The organism is Isosphaeraceae bacterium EP7 (genome assembly GCA_038400315.1).
In the GTDB taxonomy this organism is placed as follows: domain Bacteria; phylum Planctomycetota; class Planctomycetia; order Isosphaerales; family Isosphaeraceae; genus EP7.
This window is the reverse complement of the sequence record CP151667.1, coordinates 5,791,879-5,813,438: the sequence shown is the minus strand read 5'-3', so window position 1 is coordinate 5,813,438 and position 21,560 is coordinate 5,791,879. Positions and strand designations below refer to the sequence as shown.

The window sequence follows — 21,560 nt, the reverse complement described above, 5'->3', positions numbered from 1 at the left end:
ACGATCCCTGGCCGACGGAGAACCCCGACGATGCCCGCCACCACGCCGGTCCCCTTGCTCTCCGCCGAGTTCCTGCACAAGCTCGAGCAGCTTGAGGTGGTGAGCAAGAAGATCTTCGCGGGCCGGATGAAGGGGGAGCGCAAGAGCAAGCAGCGTGGATCTTCCGTGGAGTTTGCCGACCACCGGAATTACTCGACCGGAGACGACCTGCGGCACATCGACTGGAACGTCTACGCGCGGCTGGACAAGCTGTTCCTCAAGCTCTTCATGGAAGAAGAAGACCTGCAAATCTTCACGCTCCTGGACACCAGCCTGTCGATGGACTTCGGCGACCCGACCAAGCTGCACTACGGCAAGCAGGTGGCCGCGGCGTTGTCTTTCGTGGGCCTGGTCAACCACGACCGGGTGATGATGGACACGTTCGCCAGCAACCTCGAGGTTGGCCTTCCGGGTGTGCGGGGACGGTCGCAGATGTACCGGGTCGTGCAGTACCTGGACCGGCTGTCGGCCTCCGGGGGGAGCGACCTGACGGCGGCGGCCAAGTCGTTCGCCATCAAGCATTCCGGCAAGGGGGTGGTGGTCGTCATCTCCGACTTCCTCGACAAACGCGGATACTCCGATGCGTTGCGCTACCTGCTGGCACGCAACATGGACATCTACGTCATCCATGTCCTGAGCCGCGAGGAGGTCGAGCCGGAGCTCGTCGGCGACCTACGCCTGGTGGACAGCGAGGACGATGACGAGGCCGAGATCACCATCAGCGCACCGCTCCTGAGGCGTTACAAACAAACCCTCGACGGTTTCGTCGGCGGCCTGAAGGAGTGGTGCACCAAGCGTGGCATCACCTACATCTTCACCACGACGCACAACCCATTCGATCAACTTGTCCTGAACTATTTGCGCGAGCGTGGCCTGGTCCGCTGACGCGGCCCGGCGTACGACGTTGGATGGACCGATGAAGATCAATGACCCGTTCGTCTTCTACACCGCCGCCGGACTGCTGCTGGCCTACCTGCTCTACACCATGCTGCGCAAGCGGCACGGGCTGAGGCCGGGCGAGCCGGATCGCGAGCCCGACTTGTGAGCACGCACCAATCCCGCGAGGGGAGCCCTCGATGAACGCGCTGGGCCTGCGACTGCCGACCTCGGGGCTGCAATTCGCCAGCCCGCTCGACCTGGCCGCCTGGACGATCGCGGCGGGCGTGCCGGTGGGCATCATCGCGCTCTATTTCTTGAAGCTCAGGCGCAAGCCGGTGCGCGTGCCCAGCACCCTGCTCTGGAGGCGGAGCATGGAAGACATGCACGTCAACAGCCTCTTCCAGAAGCTCAGGCGCAATCTCCTGCTGTTCCTGCAGCTCCTGGCCGTCGCCCTGGCGATGCTGGCCCTGGCGGGCCCCAGGTTCAACGGGTCCGCCGGTGAGGGACGGCGGTTCGTGCTGGCGATAGATCAATCGGCGAGCATGTCCGCGACCGACATCGCGCCCAGCCGGCTGGCCAGGGCCAAGGCGGAGGCACGCAAGGTGGTCGAGTCGATGGAGGAGAATGACCTGGCGATGGTCATCGCTTTCAGCGACCGTGCCCGCGTGATCTCCAACTACACCGCGAACCGCCGCGAGTTGGTCCGGCGCATTGATGCGATCGAGCCCACCCGAGCGTCGACCTCCCTGCGCGAGGCGTTGCAGGTGGCGGCCGGGCTGGCCAATCCATCGAAGATGATCGAGGGGGTGGCCGCCACGTCGATCGTCGCACCCAAGCTCCTGATCTACACCGACGGCGGTTTCGCCGACGTCGAGGGCTTCAGCCTGGGGAACCTGGAGCCCGAGGTCGTCGTGATCGGCCCCCCGTCCCCGCCTAACGCCACGGCCGCCGACGGCGAGACCCCCGTGGCGACTTCCAGGACGCCCACGTCGGATAACGTGGCGATCTTGGCCCTTCAGGCGGGCAGAAATGAGGACAAGCCCGAGGAGTTCCAGGTCTTCGGCCGCGTACGCAACTTCAAGGGGGAGGACGTCGAGACTCGGGCCAGGCTGCTGCGGCACGACCCCTTGAAGCCCTCGGCTGAGGGGACGCTCGTCGATGAGATCGACCTGAAACTGCCCGCGCAGGGGGAGCAGTCGTTCAAGTTCGACCTGCCCGACGCGGGGAGCGCCGAGCTCGAGGTGAGGCTCGACCTGAAGGACGCGCAACCGCTCGACGACCGCGCGTTCGCCCTCGTCGGCAACCTGCGGCAGGCCAAGGTGCTCGTCGTCACACCCGGCAATCGCTACCTGGTCGACACGCTCCAGACTTCCCTGGCCGAGGAACGCGCCGACGTCGAGGTGGTGGGCCCGGATGCGCTCAAAACCGACCCGGTGGCCCGCGACCTGGCGTCGGGGGCCTATGATCTGGCGATCTTCGACCGGGTGACCCCGACGTCCGATCCCGAGTCGAACGCCATCTACTTCGGTGCATTACCCCCGGGCCCTGCTTATGCGAAGTCGACGCCGGTCACCGCGCCGATCGTGATGGACTGGAACGTCGGCCACCCGCTCCTCCAGTTCATCCGCGACCTGCCGACGATCCGGATCTCCAAGGCCCTGGCCGTCGAGCCGCCCGCGGGCTCGACCGTGCTCATCGAGGGGAACGGCGGCCCGCTGGCCTTCCTGGCCCCCAGGGCAGGGGGATATGCCGACGCGGTGATCACGTTCAGCCTGGTCGACGGCAAGGAGTTCAACACCGACTGGGTCCTGAAATACAGCTTTCCGCTCTTCCTGTACAACGCCCTGCAATTGCTGGGCAACGTGGGCGAGGCCGTGGGTGAAGAGGCCCATCCGCCGGGCCAGCCGATCGTGCTGCGGGCGGACGCGGCGACCGAGACGGTGAACTTGACCGATCCATCGGGGCGGACGACGACCCTGCCGAAGACGACTCAGGGGACGTTCGTGATCAACGCCACCGACCGGACCGGATTCTACCGGGCGAGCTGGACGCCGAGGGGTGGGAAGGGCTACGCCGTGAACCAGTTCGACCCGCGCGAGGCCGACCTCTCCCCCCGTGGTCTGGTGCCCGCGGGCGCCACGGAGGCGGAGGCCGACGCTTATAAGATCAAGATCGGCTACAACCCGGTGTCGGGGTCGAGGCAGAGCGCCCCGGCGCGGGTCGACTGGTGGAAGCCGCTGGCACTGCTGGCCCTGGGCGTCCTGTTGGTCGAGTGGTATATCTACAATCGCCGGGTCTACCTCTGAGGCCCGTTCAGGGGACCCACAGGTAGGCCACGGCGACGGACAGGATCAATCCGACCAGGGCGACAACCAGGCCCGGGCGGCGGCGTAGCTTCAGGTAGAAAAGGAGGATCAGGCCGGTCAGCGAGATGACGACGAGGACGACGGCCGAGACGTCGATGAGCCACGACCAGGCCGGGCCGGTGTCCCGCCCTTTGTGCAGGTCGTTCAGCACGGCGACGAGGCCGTGGATGGTCTGGCTTCCCGTGTAGCGTCCTGTCTCGCGGTCGATGAACGCGTCGGCGGAGTAGCCGGGACCTTTGAAGGTGACGGAGCACTCGCGGTCGTCGACGCGGAAATCGGCGAGCGCACCGCGGAAGCCCTGGCTGGCCCGCAGGTGCTCGACAATTTCGAGCCTGGCGACGTCGTCGGTCGCCCCATCGGCACCGGGGCGGGGGGTGAGCCAGCGTCCCTCGATGGTTCCCTCGGCCTCGATCCGCCTCTCAGTGTGGAACCATTGCGGATGGTTCAGGGTCAGCCCCGTGACGGCGAAGAAGAGGGTGACGGCCAGCCCGAGCATCGACAGGTAAATATGCAGCCATCGCATGGTCGACGCGATGCGTATGCTGAAACTGCGCCATTTCGAGCGTCGCGGCAGTCTCGGCCGTGGGGAGTCCTCGGTCACTTCTTCACCGCCTTGACCCGGTACTCGAAGGCGGCCGAGGAGACCTCGGCGTTCCCCTCGGCGGTCACGCGGAAGGTATCGCCGCCGACGTTGATCTCCTGGCGGATCGATTCGGACGTGCCGTGCTCGCGGGCCGAGTCGATGCAGAGGGTGTATTGGCCGGGGCCCAGCGGCTTCTTCTTGTTATCCTTGCCGTCCCAGATCACCGAGTACTTGCCGGGCGGGCGGGTCGGTCTGGAGATGGTGAGCACCATGTCCGTCTTGTCGAACTTCTTCCGCTCTTGGTCGGCCGCGAACCATCGGCGCAGGTCGGGCAGCCACTGGAACGGCCCTGCGCCCCCTTGCGAGACCCAGAGGGCCAGGGTCCGCACCGGCTGTCCGTCCTTGTCCTCGACCCAGACGGCGATATAGGGCCGACGGTACCGTCCCTGCTCGGTGGCCGGCTTGACGATCTCGAACTCGACCACCACCTCGTGATCGACGCCCCAGGTCGCGGGCTCGGCGGCCTTCTCCTCGGCGGCTGGCAGGGCGACCTCCCTGGCCGAGGCGAACGCGACTGCCTCGTATCGGGCCCAACCCTTACTCTGATGGATCCGGCCGTTCGACTCGACGATCAGGCATTCGACGCCGGGGATCGACTCGGCGAGTTTGATGCTGGCGGCCGGGTCGAGCACGTTGCATGCGGTGGCCAGGGCGTCCGCATCGATTGAACGCGGGGCGATCACGGTGGCGCCGTCGATGCTCCGCGCGGGCAGGCCCGTGCGGGGGTCCAGGATGTGCGATTCTCGCCGACCGCCGACGGTGAACCCTCGTTGCGAGCGGCCGCTGGTCGCAACGGCAACGTCATTGATCTCGATGAGGCACAGCGGGGCGCTCGTCTCGGAATCTTGACTGGGCGAGGCGACGCCGATCCGCCAGGTCTCATTTCCGCGGGCGCGGAGATCTCCGCCGACGTTGAGAAGCAGCCCGTGCAGGCCGGGCACGCCGTCGAAGGCGGCGTCGCAAGCACGGCCGACGATCTCTCCTTTGGCGATGGCATCCAGGGTGATCGGGCAGTCGGTGAGGAGCTCGGCCGTCTTCGTCTTCGGATCGAGTCGCCAGGCGGGAGGCTTCATTCGCCGCAAGGCCGCCTGGACCTGGGCATCCGACGGAGGGGCGGAGCTGGCGACTTTCCAGAGCTGGATGACGGCCTCGACTCGCGGGTCGAACGCGCCTCCGGTGGCGTTCGTCCATTCGTCCGAAGTGGCGAGGAGATCGTGAAGCTCGGCCGAGAGGCGTTGGGGAGCCGCTCCTGGGCCGGCCGATCTCCAGCGGCTCAGCTCGCTGGTCGGCTCATAGGTGCTGACGATCGCGGCGAGGCGGTCGATCTCCGCCAGGACCATCTGCTCGGCGCGCGAGGCGATGCCGATGTCGTCGGCCCTCACGCGTAGCTCGAGCGAGGTGCCCATCACGTTTTCATGATGGAATCTGAATTCGTCCGCCCGGAGGGGTGAGGCGACGAGGGCGAGCGCCAGCATCGCCCCGAGAGCAACCGTCGGCCGAGGCCGACGTAGGAAATTTGGCCCCATTGCGGATCCCTCGCGTGCACGAATCGGGTCGACCTGGCCCATCGGGACCATCGACGATCGTACTCGCAAGGGGGCCGCGTTGCCAATCCTTGGCGCGGGCGGGTGTCAGGCGGGTGCGGCGAGGGCGGCCTCGCAGAGCTGCATCAGGGGGGCCAACTCGTAGGGCTTCCAGAGCATCAGATCAGGCTTCAGGTCGCGGACCGTCGAGAGCCGCCGGGGATCGTCGAGGCCGGAGCAGACGGCCACACGCGTATGCGGCATGTCGAAGCGCACTGTCTTCAGGATCGACTCGCCGGCGCCGTCGGGCAGGCCCAGGTCGAGGATCACGCAACGGGGGGACTGCCTCAGGCCCGCCATCCCTTCGGCAAGCGTGGCCGCCAGGGTGACCGACCACCCCAGGCTGCGGAAGATGGTACCCAGGACCTGGCGGGTGCTCTCGCAGTCGTCGACCACCAGCAACTCGGGGCGATTCATCGATGCGGGCTCCTCACGAGGACCGAAGGCGGTTGACCGCCCTTTCTTTCGGCAACCAGGGAGGGCATTCCGCAATGCAGGGGAGGCATTCCGAGGCCTGCCGGTCGGGACGTGGCAGCTGGCGCGATCGGGCGGGCCGGGCGCCCCGATCCGAGTACGAAACCCATCAACAAAAACGCCCGCCTTCACCCGTGATCGAGGCGAAGGCGGGCGTGATTCATGATTCATCGCAGACTGATCAGGCGAGCAGATCGTCGGTACGGGGGAGCAGTTCGGCGAAATTGAGCTTATTAGGGCAGGCGTTGCGGGCGGCTTCCAGGTCGGCGCCGGCCCAGTCGCGTGCGTCGCCGGCCATGGCGGCGTATTGCTTGCGGGCCTCGGAGCGCAGGCCGTGGTGCTCGTGGTAGGTGTAGAACCGGGTCAGGTTGCCCAGCTCGGCCTTGGTGCCGGCGGCCGTGGAGCAGCGGCCGTCGCAGTCGGCGCACATGGTCGGTCCGAAGGCGAGTGCGGCGTCGCGGAGCTGGTCGATCTCGGCGGCCTTCAGGGGCTCGTAACGGCGGGCTGCGTCGGCGTTGTCGCGAAGCTGGTCAACCGTCTTGATCGACACACACGAGCCGCTGATGCGTTCGTCGGTCCAGATCGCCTGGAGCAGGCCCTGATACGGGGTCAGTTTCCGTTCGGCGAGCATCGGCACTCGCCTGGCGACCTCGTCGAGGATGTTGACCTTGGGCTTCTCGGGGAACTGGCCGGCAACCTGCTTCATCGAGATGAGGCCGACGCCCGCCTTGTGGGCCACGTCGAGCGCCTTGTTCAGCGGCGAATCCTTCTCCAGCCAGGGGGTGTACTGGAGCATCACGGCGTCGATGTAGCCGGCCTTGGCAGCGGCCTCAATGATCTCGGCGCGGTTGCGGTGGTGGGTGGAGAAGCCGAGGAACTTGGCCTTGCCGGACTTGCGAATGGCGTCGGCGGCCTCCTTGAACTCCTTGCTCGTCACCAACTTAATCGCCGAGTCGACGCTCGACTGATCGTCGCCCAGCCCGTGGATGAAGAACAGATCGACGTAGTCGGTGCCCATGGCGGCCAGGCGCTCGTCGAGCTGGGCCATCATGTCCTTGGGGGCCTTGGGCACGTCCTTCGTGACGAGGACGATCTCCTTGCGGACTTCGGGCGACTGCTCGAACCAGCGCTTGAAGCCCGGCTCGGTGCCGTAGGCTTTGGCGGTGTCGTAGGTCCGCACGCCGCTGGCGTACGACTGGCGGAGCATGCGGTCGAGCACGCCGCGCTCGCGGAGGGCCCCGGTGCCCATCTCCAGCATCGTCATCTGGATGCCCGTCCTGCCCAGCGTTCGCATGGGGAGGACGGTCGGCTTCGCGGGCTTGGCCTGTTCGGGGGCCTGGGCCTCGGCCCTGGAAGCCCCGGCGCCGAGCGCCGCGGCGGTGGCGACTGCCCCGGCCTGGAGGAAGCTACGCCGATCGCTGCCGCTGGTCTCGACCTGAGACATCTCTATCGACTCCGCAATCGGCGGCGGGTGGCCCTTCGCCGCGGAAAATCAGACCCTTCCGGCCGACCACCCGGCCTAGCCCGCCCGAGCGGACTGCTAATTGGAACACGCCGTCAGCTCCCCGTCCAGGGTGATTCGCCGGCGCCTGAATCCTGGATTACTCGGGCCAGGACCTCCTCCATCACCATGATCTCCCGATGAAGCTATTGCGCTATTCATTTTATGCTCGGCAAAATCCTCCTAATCGGAAGTGTCTGGGCCTTTCCTCACGGGGCTTCGTGTTCGGTTATTCGACATGATCGTCGTTGACTCGGCGGCCCGAGAGCGGTCCGAGTTTGCCGTACATCATCGGGGATGTCACGAAGCAGTCCCGTTCGATGGATTCGATTGACCCGAAATCGAGTCGTTTGTATTTAAGAACATCTATGGGATTGGTCGGCCTCGGACCGGAGGACGGAACCATGTGGAAGCGTAAGTTCACTGGAGAACTAATCGCCTTCGCCTTGGGTCATGCCGGGGTTGTCAGGTCGGTCGAGCCGGTCGTCAGCCAGGTCACCTCTATTTGCGAAGGAAGAAGCCATCTCGGTGGGGTGGGATGGGCATCGGCGAGTTTCAGCGGCCGGAGCAGTTCGAGGAGGAGGACCGGGAGCTCGAGTAACTTGTCGCCGACCTGAGCCTCGACAGGGCGATGCTTCGGGACAACATGTCAAAAAAGGATACTCCCGCCCGGCGTCGCGAAGTCGTCGAGGGCCTATTGGCTGACGCCTTGGATGAGCGGTACCCCGGGGCTGCCCGGCGATGGCCTTTCCGCCGGTGAGCTCGCCTTACGGCCTGCGTGGGGCAACTACGCGATCTGGACGGGCACACGTGCGATCCGCTTATCGCCGTCTCTCGTTTCTGCTTCGCCGCGAGGGCTGGGGGGGCAACTACAGGAGGGACGATCACCGCTGCGACGAGGAGAGGTTGGCCTCGCAACGAAATGCCCCGCGGTCGCACGCCAACTCTCGGCCGGCGCCATTGGTCGTTTTGCAACGGACGGCTGTGTCGGCGAGCGCATATCCCAGAACGGGATCTTGCGGCTGTAGTACATGCCTGTTCAAAGATCTAGGCATGGCGGGCTGGGTATAACAGGACCACCCGCACGGCGGACTGGGCGATATGCAAAGGCCATGGGGAACGAGCGGAAGTCCCCCCCCTATCCATCGAAAATCTCATGTCATGAGTAGACTCGAGATGGACTCAAGAGTAAGATTCACTTATTAGTAATGTTGGACGAGGTCGAACGCAGCTGGCACACCGGCCGCGATGTCGGCGGCGTAGCGCAGATTTGTTTTCGAAGGACGGACAACTCAAGGCGAGAGACAGGGAAGCCGGTGCGGACCCTGCCCACTAGCGAGCATCTTTCGAGCAAAAACCCAACTCGGCATGTCCCGGAACCACATCGAGTGACTCAAATGAGTTTCGAGCGGCAACGAGAACGGCTTGTTGAGCACGAACTGCGGATTCTCGGGATTCGAGACGAAGCCGTCCTGCATGCGATGCGTATCGTCCCTAGGGAATCGTTCGTGTCCGAGGAAATGAAGGAATTCGCCTACCGCAATGCGCCACTACCGATCGGCTCCGGACAGACGATCTCGCAGCCCTTGATCGTGGCGCATATGGCCGAGGCGCTGGAACTGTCGCCTGACGAGCGGGTTCTCGAAATTGGGGCCGGTTCGGGGTACGCGGCGGCGATCCTGTCGCAGATCGCGAAAGAAGTGTTCACGGTCGAACGGCATCAAGCATTGGCCGAATCGGCGGGGGAGCGACTCAAGCGGTTGGGCTACGGGAATGTCCACGTGCTCTGGGGAGATGGTACTCGTGGCTGGCCAGAAGAGGCCCCGTTTGATGCGATCGTTGTGGCGGCGGGCGGTCCGGGGATCCCGCATGCTCTCCTGGAACAGCTCCGTATCGGCGGACGTCTCGTGATTCCCGTCGGTGAGGAGCAAGACACCCAACAGCTGATTCGCGCGATCCGACGAGGAGACGATGATTTCGAGTATGAAGAGTTGGGGGCCGTTCGATTTGTCCCCTTGATCGGCGAAGCCGGTTGGCAGGAGGAAGGTGAGAGCAAGCGGCCTAATATCATGAGACGGCCGACCAAAGCGTCGATGGGACTACCCGAATTGATTCGGAACGCCGCGGAGCCATTTTCTTCGATAGAAAACGCAGACTTGCAGCCTCTCCTAGATCGGATCGGCGATGCACGCTTGGTGTTGATTGGCGAGGCGAGTCACGGAACATCGGAATTTTATCGCATCCGAGCCGAGATCACCAAGGCACTGATCGAGCGGAAGAACTTCGATTTTGTCGCGGTCGAGGCAGACTGGCCCGATGCATACCGGATTCACGACTTTGTCACTCACAAAGAGCGTGATGAGCCTCACGATTGGGAGGCGTTCGCTCGATTCCCGACATGGATGTGGCGCAACCAGGAAGTGCTCGACTTCATTCACTGGCTTCGTGATTACAACCTGCAACAGCGATTGCCGGAGCGACGGGTCGGATTTTACGGTCTCGATCTATACAGCCTGTTCACCTCGGTGGATTGTGTGCTGGACTATCTTGACCGCGTCGATTCCCAGGCGGCGGCCGTGGCACGGGTCCGTTATGGATGCCTGACGCCCTGGGAAGGGGATCCCGCCACCTACGGTCGGGCGACGTTGACCGGGGAGTATCACAGCTGCGAAACCGAAGTCGTGCGGATGCTCCGAGAGATGACCCAACGTCGAGTGGAGGCCTCCGTCCGCGACGGTGAGGACTTGTTCGACGCCCAATTGAACGCCCGGCTGGTGGCCGATGCCGAGCAGTATTATCGGATCATGTATTATGGGTCCGACGAGTCCTGGAATCACCGCGACACCCACATGTTCGAAACATTGCGGTTGTTGCTCGGCCGGTACCGGGGCCGATCCAAAGCCGTGATCTGGGAGCACAACTCTCACCTGGGAAATGCGGCAGCCACGCAGTTTGGAAAACACGGGCAACTTAACGTCGGTCAACTTTGCCGGCAGGCGTTTGGCAAGGATGTCTACGCGATTGGACAGGGGACGGACCATGGAACTGTGGCAGCCGCCTCGGCTTGGGAAGGTGCGATGGAGGTGAAACAAGTGCGTCCCGCCCTTCCGGACAGCTACGAGCGGTTGATGCACCTGACTGAGATGGATTCGTTTTTCTTGCCGCTGGCAAAATCGCGCAACCAGCAGTTGACCACCGCACTGACGCAGAGGCGGTTGGAGCGAGCCATTGGCGTGATTTATCGCCCAGAAACCGAGCGACTAAGCCATTATTTCGATGCCTCGCTCCCCAACCAGTTCGACGAGTGGATCTGGTTTGACGGGACCTCGGCGGTTCACCCGCTCACGACTCAACAGTCTGCCACGCACGAACCTCCGCATCCATTTGCTATTATTGATGAGTGAGGATTTTGGCGAGGCCGGCGATGGAATCTGCCCCCGGCCGGCCACGACGAACGGATCCGCTCGAGTTTCCTGGACTGATCCGCCTGATAAGCCACGAGAAGCGGCATGAGAGCCGAACTCGCTCAGGCGCTGATGGAGTAATTCGCGGACGCCACCGGTGTCTCCGGAAAGGTGAAGCCTCGCCGCTATCTCTGGACCGACGCGTTCGCCGTTTGTAACTTCCTCGGCCTCGCTCGGCAAACCGGCGAGGACCGTTATCTCCGGTTTGCACGGGCACTCGTCGACCAGGTGCATCATGTTCTGGGTCGCCATCGGGATGACGACCCACGGAAGGGTTGGATTCGCGGCCTGTCCCAGGAAGAGGGCGAGCGGCATCCTACCCGCGGTGGCCTCCGCATCGGCAAGCCTCAGAATGAGCGAGGAGAGGGACAGCGGCCGGATTCGCAACTCGAGTGGCAGCAGGCTGGTCAATACTTCCATTACCTGACGAAATGGATGCATGCCCTCTATCGTATGGGGCAGGAGACCGGTGAGCATTGCTTTCAGAATTGGGCTGTCGAATTGGCGGCGACGCACATAGGGTTTTTCCTTCAGAATACCTTCAGAAGGTCCTACGCGGCTCGTGTGGAAGATGAGCATTGATCTCAGCCGACCCCTGGTGTCTTCCGTGGGTCAACACGATCCGCTGGATGGGCTGATTACCTGTTTATTGACTCCAGCGTAGCTAACGGAACGATTTGGGTAGGCGGATCGGGACTTCTGCGTGCCGGATGAACGACGCCAGCAGCTTCGGACTCCGCTGCAACCTCGTCAACTCCCCGCTCACCGCCGAACGCAACTCCGCCGTGTCCTCGGGCGTGAAGTTCGCCAGCCGTCCGTGCTTGGTATCCTGCCACACCCCCTCGTCGGGGTTCGCCTCGGGCGTGTACGACGGGAAACGCTCCGTCTTCACCGACGGGTGCTCCGCCAGGAATGCCCGCACCGCCTTGCTCCTGTCGTGCACGTTGCCGCGGTCCCACACGATCCGCATCGGCACCGGCAGCTGACGGCGAAGCTCTCGCAAGAACTCCACCATCCGCTCGCCCGTCACGTTGGTGTCATCCGGCGAGAGTTGGCAGTACAGGCCGAGTCGTCGCCTCGCCGGGCCGACCGTGATGCAACTGATCGCCGAGATCCGATCGTGGCGATCCCAGCGTCGGAGGATCGGCGTCTGGCCTCTCGGGGCGAAGGTGCGTCGCACCGTGGGGGCCTGCATGAAGCCCGATTCGTCGAGGAAGACCAGCTGCTCGCCTCGTCGCCGGGCCTTGCGGACGATGTTGGGCAGTTCCTGACCCATTCAGTGGCGGATCGCCTCCTCGTCTCGCTCCTCGGCCCGCTTCTCGGGCTTCTGGCTGGTCCAGCGGAGGCGCCGCTTGAGGATCTTGCGGACGTGCTCGGGGTGGAACGTGATCCTGAACCGTCGCTCGATCAGGTCAGCAACACGTGCGGCGGTCCACAGCTCGGTGCGCCAGCCGTGGTGCACGGCCCCCTTCTTCAGCTCGTCTTCGAGTTGCTCCAACTGGGCGGAGCCGAGGCGGGGCTTGGGCCCGGCGTGGGGCTTGGCGGCGATCGTCTCGATCGACTCCTTGGCGAGTTTCACCCAGGTGTAGACGGAGGATCGGCCGCACCCGACGAAGTGGGCGACGTCGTCGGGCGATTCGCCCTGGGCGACGAGCTCGACGGCCCGGATGCGGCGACGTTGGAGCTCTTCTGCGGTGCCGATGGGTCTCATGATTACTGATACGAATGGCAAAGCCTATCGGTTCAGTTGGCTAGGCTGGAGTCAATAGAGTTGCAAACAGCCTCGCGGTTCGAGCCGGAAGACGGGGCGGACCTGACCTTCGCCATCGCCGACATGACTCGGATGTGTTCGCAAGTTCATTTGGCTAGCGATGACCCGCTCGGGATCGGTGGCTTGTTGGATGACGCAACGCGACTCACGGAGTTGATTTTTGAGCGAGGAATTGTACGTCACGAACTGTTGCATCACCTCTTGGCCGAGGCCGAGCGAAGCGTGCAAGGGATTGACTCGTCGCTTCTATTCAGTCGTCCTGCTGTGCAACGGTTGGCATTTCGGGAGCTTGGCCTTGCGATCGGCGTTCATGGGCTGCCGCGGGTAAGAAGGCTCGCGGGGCAGAACCGATTCAAGCCTAAGTGGCTAGCCAGAAGTTCTCGGAGAGGATGCCCGCGGTTTGGCGTCGTTGTTTGCCGGTCATGGCCATCAGGTGATCGACGGCACGCTCCAGCGAAACGTCCAGCTCGGGCGTCGGCTCGTTGGCCAGGATCTGCCCCTTGATCTCGCGCCACAGGCCCTCCATCGGGTTGAGCTCCGGGCACGCCGTCGGCAGGAACCGTAGCTCGATGGAGAACTGCTTGGCCAGGGCCCGCGACCGCCTGGCCGTGTGCGGCGAGCCCCGGTCCAGGAACAGCACGATCCGCCAGCCGCGCCAGGTCGGGCGGAAGTGCCGCAGATGGCTCTGGAAACTGTCCTGGTTCCATTGCCCGGCGCGGTCCAGGCGGAGCGTGCCGCGGCCCACGGCGATGGCGCCGAAGAGGACGCGGCGGTCGCGGTTGCCGGTGATCGGCACCTCGGCCTGCTGGCCAGCCCTGGCCCAGGCGGCCCGCAGCGGCGGAGTCTCGGTGAGGATGGTGGCGTCGGAGAAGAGGACGACGGTGCGCGTGCGTCCGGGCAGCCCGCGCCTCAGCCCCCTTTGGCCTGCCGCCAGGTGGGCGATCGGCGCGAGAGGACGAAGCGGGGCCGCTTCCAGCGATAGCCCAGCCCGTGCAAGGCCCGCCGCATGGTGGTGCCGCTGGCCTGCTGGCCTGAGGCCCGGTTCAGGTGGGCCAGCAGCAGGGGCACGGTCCAGTTGGTGTGGCGATAGCCGGCCGCGCGGGGATCCGTCCCCAGGGCGGCCTCGGCCAACTCTTCGGCGGCCCGCCTGGCGGCCGGCGGCCTGCCGGCGCGTGGGCGATCGCCCAGCGACGGGCTTGGATCTCGCTCCTTGGCGAACCGGCCGGCCCAGTTGTAGACGGTCGATCGGCTGACGCCGAGCCGAGCGGCGGCTGGCCGGAATCGAGGTCCAGCAGGGCCAGGGCGCGGTGGATGACGCGGCGGTCGTCGGAGTGACGGGCCAGGCCGCGCAGGTGCTCGCGCTCGGCCGGCTGGAGTGTGATCAGGGCCATGGTCGCGAGTCCTCTGTGGGGCTATCGCAACCATAGGTCAACTCCGGGGAGTCGTCCAATCACTACTGGTGACCTACTTAGTTGGACTGTCACCGATTCAACGAAGTCTCACCTGATCAACTGGTATCCGGTGGCGGCCGGCGCGGCGGGAAGCCGCCGGTGGCCTTGTGCCAGTGATCGATCCGCGCCGCCTCCTTCCGCCACAGGACGCGCGACACCTCCGCGGCGATCCGCTCGGGGCCCGGCGCCGGGACGCGCAGCAGCCGGGCGAACACCTCGCGCACCTGCGACACCGTCACGGCCCGGGTTTTCCCCCCCGACTCGCCGCCGCTCGCAGCAGAGGAACCACCGCGCCAGGAGCGAGAGCGTGACGTGGTGGTGCCACCCCACCCAGCCCCGAACCTCGTACTGCGCCAGCCCGACCTCCCCCTTGGCCGCCTCGAACACCTCCTCGATCCGGTGCCGCGCGAACCGGGCCCGCACCAGCTCCTCCAACGGGACGTCGGCCGCCGCGTCGCTCAGCGCGTAGTGCGTCTCGGGCTCGGCCTCGACGGTGCGCATCACCACCAGCCGCTCCTGCGGCCCGACCCGGTGCTCCAGCCTCGTCCGCACCCGGGCTGTCATCGCGTCGACCCGTAGCGGGCCCTTCTCGCCGGCCCGGATCGTCAGCCGGGTCCAGCGGCCCGCCGGCTGGGCGGCCGCCCAGGCATCGACGCGCCGGAAGGGGACCGCCCAGGGGCGGCCGTGGCCGGGGCGGCGGCCCGGGGGAGGCGCGCACTCCAGGTCGCGGACGATCGTGTCGCTCGGCACGTCGAGGACGTACCGCTCGCCGCGGCCCCTGAGCCAGGCGCGGAACTGGGCCGGGCGTCCGAACTCGTCGTCGCCGACGACCCAGGCGTGCGGCACCCCCGGCCCGCTCCGCTCGATCAGCTCGGCGGCGATCCGCCAGCCCTCGCGGAACTCGACGTCCTCGGGGACGTGGCACTTGGCCCGCCGGGCGGCGTCCGCCGCCCAGTCCTTCGGCAGGTAGAGGCGGCGGTCCAGCGGGGCGTAGCCGCGGGCCGCGGCGTAGGCCAGGAAGATCCCGCGCTGGCAGTTCTCCTGCTTGCCCAGCCGGCCGCACCACTGGCGGCCCACGCCGAAGGAGTCGGCCCCGGACTTCGGGAAGGTCGTGGCGTCGAGGACCAGGACGGCACGCGCGTCGCCCAACTCCTCGGCGACGTGGCCCCGGACCTCGGCCATGACGGCCTCGTCGTCCCACCGGCCGGCCCCGACGAGGAACTGGATCGGCTTGCGGTGGACGCCGGCCTCCACCGCGATCGGCTCGCAGGTCTTGCGCCGCAGGCCGCTGAGCAGGCCCCGGATGACGAGGGTGGCGTTGTGGCGCTGCTCGGCCCGCCGGAAGCGGGGCAGGTAGCGCCCGAGGAAGGATGTGAGACGGTCGTCGCAGCCGCGGACGGCCTCGGCCGTCAGGAGGGAGTCGGCCAGGATGGCGCGGGCGTCGGGGTGATCGAGGAGCGACATGGCGGTCACTCCCAGTCGGTGGCCTCCGGCCCTCATCCTAACTCCCGGCATGCGTAAGCAACAGTGCAATCGGTGACAGTCCAACTAGTACTACAGTTGTAACTAATCTGGTGGTTCCGCCCCGCGTTTCTTCTAAGCAGCTGGACGTAGTTCTTCTTGACTTCTTTTGCGTAGCCTCTGGGCGTAGTTATTGAAGCTCGCCTCGACGGCCTCCCTCAAGCCGCTCCGCGTCGTATGACTGCGCTGTGGAATTTCCTGATATTTGATCTGCCTGAAGACCGGCTCGATCCGGTTCAGCTCCGGCGAGTACGGCGGCAGGAAGTAGAGGAAAATCTTCCGGTCGGCCAGCCCCTCGCGGGCTGCGCGGATCACCTTGCTCGTGTGGAAACCGGCGTTGTCCAGCACCACCATGCGAGGCGCCTTCGACCACGGCAGGGCCTTGAGGAAGCCGATCAGGTCGTGGGAGTTCCACGTCCGCTCGGCCGTGGTGACGTCCAGTCGAGGCTTCCGCCCGAAAGGCCTGTAAGCGGCCAAGGCGTTGACTCTCCGTCCCTGCGGAGCCTCGTACTTGATCAGCTTCCGCTGGCCCGGCAGGGACCAGGTGTAGCCCACCGGCAGGGTCGGCGAGAACCCGCACTCGTCGAGGTCGTAGAGCCGGATCGCGCCCGCCGCTGCCTTGGCCTTCAGGTTGGCCAGGACTTTGCCGGCCCGCTCGGCCTTGACCGAATCCTGCTTGTGCCCGAGCGAGTGGGCGGTGCGGCGGTCGCCGGCCTTCATCCGCTTGAGGTAGCGGCGGACCTGGCGAGGCCCCAGCTCGATGCCGCGGTTGGCGAGAGCGTCGGCGAGTTGGCGGCTGGTCCAGGTCCGATCCTCGGCCAGGCACCGTCGCAGCTCGCCGGCGACATGGTCTCGCCGCCGGAGGTCGGGAGCCGGCCCGCTACGACGGGGGTGAAGGGCTTCAAATCCGCGAGCGAGGAAGTCCTTGAGGAAGTCGCGGACGGTCTGGGCGCAATGCCCGAGATGGGCGGCGTTCCTGGGGGCCGACCAGCCTGCGTCGGCGAGGGTGAGCATCTCGATGCGGTCACGGGCCTTGGGCGGCACGGGTTTCCGCCGCAGGGACACGAGTTCGTCGCGAGTGGGTTGTTCGAGGTGGATGCGGATCATGCAGGAATTATAGAAAGACCGAGTCCAGGTGCTTATTGACAATCAGGTGGCCAGGTTCTTGCCGAGGAGGGGGAGTTTCGATCCCCTCGACTGCGACCGGATCATCGCCGGCTGGCCACCGAGGCGCTCCAGATGGCCGTTGATGACTCGATCCAGGTCGTGCACGTCTGTGGGCACGAAGTTGGCCATCAGGCCGTGCTTCAGGTGCCCCCAGATGAACTCCACCGGGTTGAGGTCCGGGGCGTAGGCCGGCAGCCGCCCCTGATGCAGGCGAGGATAGCGGGACAGGAACGCCCGGATCAGCGGGCCCTTGTGATTGCTCCCACCATCCCAGACCACGATGACCCGCCCCCGCAGGTGTCGCAGCAGGCCCCCCAGGAATGCCACGACTGCCGCCGCGTCGATGGAATGCGCCGGGTCGGTCCGCCAGTAGAGCCCCACCCGCCGCCGGACCGGGGCGACGCTGATAGCGGCGATCGTCGAGACCTTGTCGCGGTGCCGGCCGAACCCGGTGAGCACCGGCGTCCGCCCCACCGGGGCCCAGGTCCGGCGCACCGTGGGGTTGATGAAGAACCCGCTCTCGTCGATCAGGACGAGGTGGGCGTGCTCGTCCCGGGCTTTTTTTCCAGGCGCGGCCAGTCCTCGGCGGCCCAGCGGGCGATGGCCGGGTTGTCGCGTTCGACCGCCACCACCGCGGGCTTCTGCGGTGACTGGCCGCGTGCCGTCAGCCACGCGGCCAGGTCGTTGGAGTTGAAGCGGACGCCGTACCGCTTGGCGATCACCTCGGCCAGCCTCCGCGTCGTCCAGAGCCGGGTCTTGAAGCCGAAGGCCTCGGGGCTGGCGGCCAGCCAGGAGAGGACCACCGCCTCCTGGCGGCCCGACAGCTTCGGCTTGGGCCCCGGGTGGGGTTTGCCCGCCAGGCCGCCGTCGCCGGAGGCGCGATAGGCGGCCATCGACTTGCCGACGGCCTTGAGCGAGACGCCCAGGAACGCGGCGACATCCTTCTGCTTCCAGCCCTCGTTGACGCGGGTGACGGCCAGTCGGCGTCGAGCTTCCAGTTCGGCGGCGGATCCCCGGGGTTTCATCCCCGAATGCGACAGTCGATCCGACGGGCGTGACAAGTACCGGGCTACCTGAACGTCAATAAATGAGGCCGTCGAGACAGAACAGGCCCGACGGCTCCTCGCCGCGGTGCTCTAGGATCAGCCGCACTGCGTCGGCATCGGCCACCCCCCAGCTCCAGGGCCCGTTCGACCGCCCGGGTCAGGTCTCGCGGGTGAACCCGCTCCAGGAGTCGGAGCACCTTGATGAATTGCCGCGTCCCCGGCCCGCCCAGCTCGGCCTCCAGGCGACGTCGCAGGACGCCGAAGCAGACCGGCAGCCCCCATCAGGCCAGCGGGGCGGCGAAGTCCAACGCCCCGGGCTTGCGCTCGAGCAGGGCCAGGTAGTGGACCGGGTCATAGGTGACGCGCTCTCGATCCCAGCATCGCCGGTGCTCGGCCACCACACGGTCGCCGGCCATGATCCGGTGCGAGTCCACCGTGCCGACGGCGGTGAGCATGTGATGGGCGTAGGCGGTCGGCACGGAATAGTCGTTGGTGTCGAAGCGGACCAGCGAGAGCGAGTCGGCCATGAGTTGCTCGACGCGGGCGGCCAGGAACGACTCGGCCGGCAGGGGCCGCATCGACGCGTGCTCCTCGGCGGAGCCTCCGCGCCAGGTCGGGGCTGCAGTCGGCCTCGAGCCGGGTGTTGAGCGTCTCCAGGCCGCCGCGGGCGACCGGGACGGGGACGAGGAAGTTGCGGCGGGCGAAGCCGACGAGCGTCGCGACGTGCCCCTTCTCGTTCGGCCTACGGACCAGGCAGAAGTGGTGCTCGAAGAGGTGGTGGCTCTCGAGCCGGAGGAACTTGTCGGTAAGCTCGCGGTCGCGCGTGCCGGTGATCCTGGCCACAGCGATCTTGGAGTTGTCGTATCTGATCCTCCGGGGGACGCCGCCGAAGAACTTGAAGGCCCGGACGTGCCCCTAGAGGAAGGCCTCGGCGCACTCGCGCGGGAAGGTGCAAGCGAAGACCGCGTCGGAGAAGGGCAAGGTCATGACGAAGACGGTGACCTTCGCCGGCTGTCCGTCGAGGACGCCCTCGGCGTGGGCCTCGCCGGGCGGGTGGGCCAGGGGGACGAAGTCCTCGGCCGTGGAGAGCTGCCAGGCGCGGACGGCGACCTTGACCATGGTCAGGCCGCCCTGGTAGCCGTGCTCGGCCTTGAGCCGGTCAAAGATCCGCTTGGCCGTGTGCCCCTGCTTCTTGGGGGCCTTCTTGTCGTCCTCGAGGATCTGATGGACGACGGGCAGGAAGGGATCGAGGATCGAGGGCCGCTTGGGCTTGGTGCGGCGGTATCCCGGCGGCTCGGCGTTGTCGAGGATCTTGAGGAGTGTCTTCCAGTGGATGCTGTACTCTCGGCAGGCGGCCCGCCCGGAGAGGCCGTCGGCGAGGACGCGACGGCGGATCTCGGCCCAGTTTTCCATGTCGGTATACACCCCGTTGCCTCACTACGCTTGCCCTCGATGGTCGGCCTATGGGCCTCCATCGTGGGCAAGGAGCAGTGAGTCAGACAAAAGGTGTCGCCCATTTCGGCCGCCGTTCGGCCCCCGCCCCGCGCTGCACTTTCCCGCCGCCGTTCACATTCCGTATTGTCGTGCATCATGTCATTATGTGCGACGGCGAGAAGATAGAGCAAAATTATTTCGTTCCAGGCCCTAGAGCGGTTTCACTTTGACTGAGCCGGTTGTCCCTTGTTATCCCTTCCTGGATGGAGGGCATGGGGATGAAGGCTTATTCGACCGACCTGCGCGCGCGGGTCCTCGCCGCCTGCGATGGGCGCGACGGCACCCGCGAGCAGGTCGCCGCGCGGTTCTCCGTCAGCGTCACCTGGATCGGCAAGCTGGTGCGGCAGCGGCGCGACACCGGCTCGATCGCCCCCCGGCCGCACGGCGGCGGGCGGGCCCCGGCCTTCGACGGCGAGGCCGCGGGGCGACTCCGCGAGGCGGTCCGGGCCGACGACGACGCCACGCTCGCGCCGTTGGCCGAGGCCGCCGGCGTGGGCTGCTGCCCGTCGGCCGTGCACCGGGCGCGGAGGCGACTGGGCATCACGCGCCAAAAAAGTCGCGGCGGGCGGCCGAGCGGGATCGCCCCGAGTTGAAGGCGCACCGGCGGGCCTGGCGCGAGGAGTTCGCCGCGGTCGACCCGGGGCGGCTGGTCTTCCTCGACGAGAGCGGCGCCAGCACGGCGATGGACCGTACCCACGGCCGGGCCCCCAGCGGGGTCCGCGTTGACGGCCCGGTGCCGCACGGCCACTGGAAGGTCACGACGCTGACCGCCGCGGTTCGCCTCGACGGCGTGCCGGCGGCGGCCTGCCTGGCCTTCGACGGGGCGACCAACGCCGCCTGCTTCGAGGCCGACATCGGCCGGTGCCTGGCCCCGACGCTCCGTCCGGGCGACGTCGTGATCATCGACAACTTGCCGTGCCACAAGACGGCCGAGGTCGGCCGGTTGATCGCGGCGGCCGGGGCCGAGGTGCGGTACCTGCCGCCGTACAGTCCGGACCTCAACCCGATCGAGTCGATGTTCTCCAAGCTGAAGCCGCACCTGAGGTCGGCCAAGGCGCGGACGGTCGAGGCGCGGATCGGTGCGATGGGCGACGGCCTGAGAGCGAGTTGAGAAAGGGTGTCCTAGGCTTGGAGCATGGACACACGACGTCGCTATCCCAGTGACCTGACCAACCCCCAGTGGGCCCAGGTCTGCCGATTCATCCCGGCCCCCAAGCCCGGGGGCCGACCCGCCAAATACGACCGCCGCGAGATCGTCAACGCCCTGCTGTACGTCGCCCGCACGGGGTCCCAGTGGCGGGCAATGCCGCACGACCTCCCCCCCTGGACCATCGCCTACTGGCACTTCCGGTGCTGGAAGAAGGACGGCACCTTCGACCGATTGATGGCCGAATTGCGGGGCGACCTCCGCGTGGCCGAGGGGCGGCGTCGGCAGCCCTCGGGGGCCATCCTCGACAGCCAGTCGGTCAAGACCACCGAAAGGGGGGGCCCCACGGCATCGATGCATGGAAGAAGGTCAATGGCCGCAAGCGGCACATCCTCGTCGACACGCTCGGCCTGATCCTGGCGGTGGTCGTCACCTCGGCCGACGTCCAGGACCCGGACGGGGCCACGCTCGTCTTCGCGTCGATCCGAGGCCGTTTCAGCCGGCTGAAGTCGGTCTGGGCCGACGGGATCTACAGGCGTGTGACCGACTGGGTCTTCGCCTGGCGGCGGGCGTACCCGATCCGGCTGATGGTCGTCGAGCGCGAGGGTCCGGGATTCCGGGTCGTCAAGCGACGATGGGTCGTGGAGCGGACCTTCGCCTGGCTGGGCCGATGCCGTCGTTTGTCCAAGGACTACGAGGGGACGGTCGCCAGCAGCGAGGCATTCGTGAAGCTGGCGATGATCCACCTGATGGCACGAAGGCTGGTCAAGAAGCTCGAATGATAGCCTTTCTCAACACGCTTTGAGGGCCGTCGAGCCGGGCGACCTCCGCGGCTGGTTCGGCCACTGCGGATACCGGAGCGGGGTAGAGGCGTCAACCGACACGCTCAAAGGAAAACCGGGCTAACGCTCCCAATCAGGGACGAACACGGTCGACGGGTGAGACGCACTCCGTCGATAGCGTCGAGTCTTACGGATCACACCTGGTCGATGGGTGATTGGATGACCTTTCCAG

Annotated in this window: 22 protein-coding genes; 8 read left to right on the top strand and 14 right to left on the bottom strand. The window is 66.4% G+C overall.

The features are described from left to right. Positions 1–30: 30 nt before the first annotated feature. Genes EP7_RS22985 through EP7_RS22975 form a run of 3 tightly spaced genes read left to right on the top strand, consistent with a single transcriptional unit; the run spans position 31 to position 3,224 of the window. On the top strand, positions 31–924 hold the full coding sequence (locus EP7_RS22985; RefSeq protein WP_463524487.1) for a DUF58 domain-containing protein: 894 nt from the start codon (positions 31–33) through the stop codon (positions 922–924). Between the two features lie 31 nt (positions 925–955). Further along, entirely contained in the window at positions 956–1,084 is a 129-nt protein-coding gene (locus EP7_RS22980) for a hypothetical protein (protein WP_463524486.1), read from the top strand. Between the two features lie 31 nt (positions 1,085–1,115). Next, positions 1,116–3,224: a VWA domain-containing protein gene (locus EP7_RS22975; RefSeq protein WP_463524485.1), complete on the top strand. Its 2,109-nt coding sequence runs from the start codon at positions 1,116–1,118 to the stop codon at positions 3,222–3,224. A 7-nt stretch (positions 3,225–3,231) separates the two neighbouring features. Here the strand turns inward: EP7_RS22975 and EP7_RS22970 are convergent, their stop codons facing one another. The 4 genes from EP7_RS22970 to EP7_RS22955 form a co-directional block, all read right to left on the bottom strand. Continuing rightward, positions 3,232–3,807, bottom strand: a complete 576-nt coding sequence (locus EP7_RS22970) for a PepSY-associated TM helix domain-containing protein (protein WP_463524484.1) — start codon at positions 3,805–3,807, stop codon at positions 3,232–3,234. 74 nt (positions 3,808–3,881) lie between these two features. After that, positions 3,882–5,333, bottom strand: a complete 1,452-nt coding sequence (locus EP7_RS22965) for a DUF2271 domain-containing protein (protein WP_463524483.1) — start codon at positions 5,331–5,333, stop codon at positions 3,882–3,884. A gap of 225 nt (positions 5,334–5,558) precedes the next feature. Continuing rightward, positions 5,559–5,927: a response regulator gene (locus tag EP7_RS22960; protein WP_463524481.1), complete on the bottom strand. Its 369-nt coding sequence runs from the start codon at positions 5,925–5,927 to the stop codon at positions 5,559–5,561. 238 nt (positions 5,928–6,165) lie between these two features. Beyond that, complete coding sequence (locus EP7_RS22955; RefSeq protein WP_463524480.1) at positions 6,166–7,428, bottom strand: aldo/keto reductase; 1,263 nt, start codon at positions 7,426–7,428, stop codon at positions 6,166–6,168. 1,454 nt (positions 7,429–8,882) lie between these two features. Here EP7_RS22955 and EP7_RS22950 point away from each other — a divergent pair. Next, positions 8,883–10,889, top strand: coding sequence for a protein-L-isoaspartate(D-aspartate) O-methyltransferase (locus EP7_RS22950; protein WP_463524478.1), 2,007 nt, complete (start codon positions 8,883–8,885; stop codon positions 10,887–10,889). 171 nt (positions 10,890–11,060) lie between these two features. Next, positions 11,061–11,531 (top strand): hypothetical protein, encoded by a 471-nt coding sequence (locus EP7_RS22945; protein WP_463524476.1) that lies wholly within the window; start codon positions 11,061–11,063, stop codon positions 11,529–11,531. A gap of 82 nt (positions 11,532–11,613) precedes the next feature. On the opposite strand, the gene EP7_RS22940 is transcribed toward EP7_RS22945, so the two are convergent. The 10 genes from EP7_RS22940 to EP7_RS22895 all read right to left on the bottom strand — a co-directional run bounded on the left by EP7_RS22940 (position 11,614) and on the right by EP7_RS22895 (position 19,330). Beyond that, positions 11,614–12,225 carry a transposase gene (locus EP7_RS22940; RefSeq protein WP_463524475.1) on the bottom strand — a complete coding sequence of 204 codons (612 nt, stop codon included), beginning with the start codon at positions 12,223–12,225 and terminating at the stop codon, positions 11,614–11,616. Beyond that, the gene (locus EP7_RS22935) at positions 12,226–12,660 is read right to left on the bottom strand and encodes a winged helix-turn-helix domain-containing protein (protein ID WP_463524473.1); all 435 of its coding nucleotides are present in this window, start codon (positions 12,658–12,660) and stop codon (positions 12,226–12,228) included. A gap of 418 nt (positions 12,661–13,078) precedes the next feature. Further along, a complete protein-coding gene (locus EP7_RS22930) occupies positions 13,079–13,621 on the bottom strand; it encodes a transposase (RefSeq protein WP_463528419.1) in 543 nt (180 codons plus the stop codon). Positions 13,622–13,629: 8 nt separating this feature from the next. Continuing rightward, complete coding sequence (locus EP7_RS22925) at positions 13,630–14,145, bottom strand: helix-turn-helix domain-containing protein (RefSeq protein ID WP_463524471.1); 516 nt, start codon at positions 14,143–14,145, stop codon at positions 13,630–13,632. Between the two features lie 74 nt (positions 14,146–14,219). Next, positions 14,220–15,635 (bottom strand): IS701 family transposase, encoded by a 1,416-nt coding sequence (locus EP7_RS22920; RefSeq protein ID WP_463524470.1) that lies wholly within the window; start codon positions 15,633–15,635, stop codon positions 14,220–14,222. A 132-nt stretch (positions 15,636–15,767) separates the two neighbouring features. Further along, entirely contained in the window at positions 15,768–16,799 is a 1,032-nt protein-coding gene (locus tag EP7_RS22915) for an IS630 family transposase (protein ID WP_463524469.1), read from the bottom strand. A 42-nt stretch (positions 16,800–16,841) separates the two neighbouring features. Then, positions 16,842–17,354 (bottom strand): transposase, encoded by a 513-nt coding sequence (locus EP7_RS22910; RefSeq protein ID WP_463524468.1) that lies wholly within the window; start codon positions 17,352–17,354, stop codon positions 16,842–16,844. A gap of 32 nt (positions 17,355–17,386) precedes the next feature. Next, positions 17,387–17,884: a helix-turn-helix domain-containing protein gene (locus EP7_RS22905; protein ID WP_463524467.1), complete on the bottom strand. Its 498-nt coding sequence runs from the start codon at positions 17,882–17,884 to the stop codon at positions 17,387–17,389. Between the two features lie 302 nt (positions 17,885–18,186). Continuing rightward, a complete protein-coding gene (locus EP7_RS22900; RefSeq protein ID WP_463524465.1) occupies positions 18,187–18,483 on the bottom strand; it encodes a Mu transposase domain-containing protein in 297 nt (98 codons plus the stop codon). 337 nt (positions 18,484–18,820) lie between these two features. Continuing rightward, complete coding sequence (locus tag EP7_RS22895; protein WP_463524464.1) at positions 18,821–19,330, bottom strand: hypothetical protein; 510 nt, start codon at positions 19,328–19,330, stop codon at positions 18,821–18,823. A gap of 287 nt (positions 19,331–19,617) precedes the next feature. Between EP7_RS22895 and EP7_RS22890 the strand changes: the two genes are divergently transcribed. The 3 genes from EP7_RS22890 to EP7_RS22880 all read left to right on the top strand — a co-directional run bounded on the left by EP7_RS22890 (position 19,618) and on the right by EP7_RS22880 (position 21,328). Next, on the top strand, positions 19,618–19,992 hold the full coding sequence (locus EP7_RS22890) for a transposase (RefSeq protein ID WP_463524463.1): 375 nt from the start codon (positions 19,618–19,620) through the stop codon (positions 19,990–19,992). Beyond that, complete coding sequence (locus tag EP7_RS22885) at positions 19,989–20,510, top strand: IS630 family transposase (protein ID WP_463524461.1); 522 nt, start codon at positions 19,989–19,991, stop codon at positions 20,508–20,510. The genes EP7_RS22890 and EP7_RS22885 overlap by 4 nt, the downstream gene beginning before the upstream one ends. Before the next feature lie 24 nt (positions 20,511–20,534). Further along, positions 20,535–21,328, top strand: a protein-coding gene (locus EP7_RS22880) for an IS5 family transposase (RefSeq protein ID WP_463524460.1) whose coding sequence is annotated in 2 segments (ribosomal slippage) — positions 20,535–20,883 and positions 20,883–21,328 — 795 coding nt in all. Because the reading frame shifts where the segments join, the coding sequence is not laid out codon by codon here. Positions 21,329–21,560: the final 232 nt, after the last annotated feature.

Bases quoted from the DNA above. Each gene is read 5' to 3' on its own strand.
- EP7_RS22985 (WP_463524487.1), top strand. From the start codon at position 31: ATGCCCGCCACCACGCCGGTCCCCTTGCTCTCCGCCGAGTTCCTGCAC.
- EP7_RS22980 (WP_463524486.1), top strand. From the start codon at position 956: ATGAAGATCAATGACCCGTTCGTCTTCTACACCGCCGCCGGACTGCTG.
- EP7_RS22975 (WP_463524485.1), top strand. From the start codon at position 1,116: ATGAACGCGCTGGGCCTGCGACTGCCGACCTCGGGGCTGCAATTCGCC.
- EP7_RS22970 (WP_463524484.1), bottom strand. From the start codon at position 3,807: ATGCGATGGCTGCATATTTACCTGTCGATGCTCGGGCTGGCCGTCACC.
- EP7_RS22965 (WP_463524483.1), bottom strand. From the start codon at position 5,333: ATGGGCACCTCGCTCGAGCTACGCGTGAGGGCCGACGACATCGGCATC.
- EP7_RS22960 (WP_463524481.1), bottom strand. From the start codon at position 5,927: ATGAATCGCCCCGAGTTGCTGGTGGTCGACGACTGCGAGAGCACCCGC.
- EP7_RS22955 (WP_463524480.1), bottom strand. From the start codon at position 7,428: ATGTCTCAGGTCGAGACCAGCGGCAGCGATCGGCGTAGCTTCCTCCAG.
- EP7_RS22950 (WP_463524478.1), top strand. From the start codon at position 8,883: ATGAGTTTCGAGCGGCAACGAGAACGGCTTGTTGAGCACGAACTGCGG.
- EP7_RS22940 (WP_463524475.1), bottom strand. From the start codon at position 12,225: ATGGGTCAGGAACTGCCCAACATCGTCCGCAAGGCCCGGCGACGAGGC.
- EP7_RS22935 (WP_463524473.1), bottom strand. From the start codon at position 12,660: ATGAGACCCATCGGCACCGCAGAAGAGCTCCAACGTCGCCGCATCCGG.
- EP7_RS22925 (WP_463524471.1), bottom strand. From the start codon at position 14,145: ATGGTTGCGATAGCCCCACAGAGGACTCGCGACCATGGCCCTGATCAC.
- EP7_RS22920 (WP_463524470.1), bottom strand. From the start codon at position 15,635: ATGTCGCTCCTCGATCACCCCGACGCCCGCGCCATCCTGGCCGACTCC.
- EP7_RS22915 (WP_463524469.1), bottom strand. From the start codon at position 16,799: ATGATCCGCATCCACCTCGAACAACCCACTCGCGACGAACTCGTGTCC.
- EP7_RS22905 (WP_463524467.1), bottom strand. From the start codon at position 17,884: ATGAAACCCCGGGGATCCGCCGCCGAACTGGAAGCTCGACGCCGACTG.
- EP7_RS22900 (WP_463524465.1), bottom strand. From the start codon at position 18,483: ATGCGGCCCCTGCCGGCCGAGTCGTTCCTGGCCGCCCGCGTCGAGCAA.
- EP7_RS22890 (WP_463524463.1), top strand. From the start codon at position 19,618: ATGAAGGCTTATTCGACCGACCTGCGCGCGCGGGTCCTCGCCGCCTGC.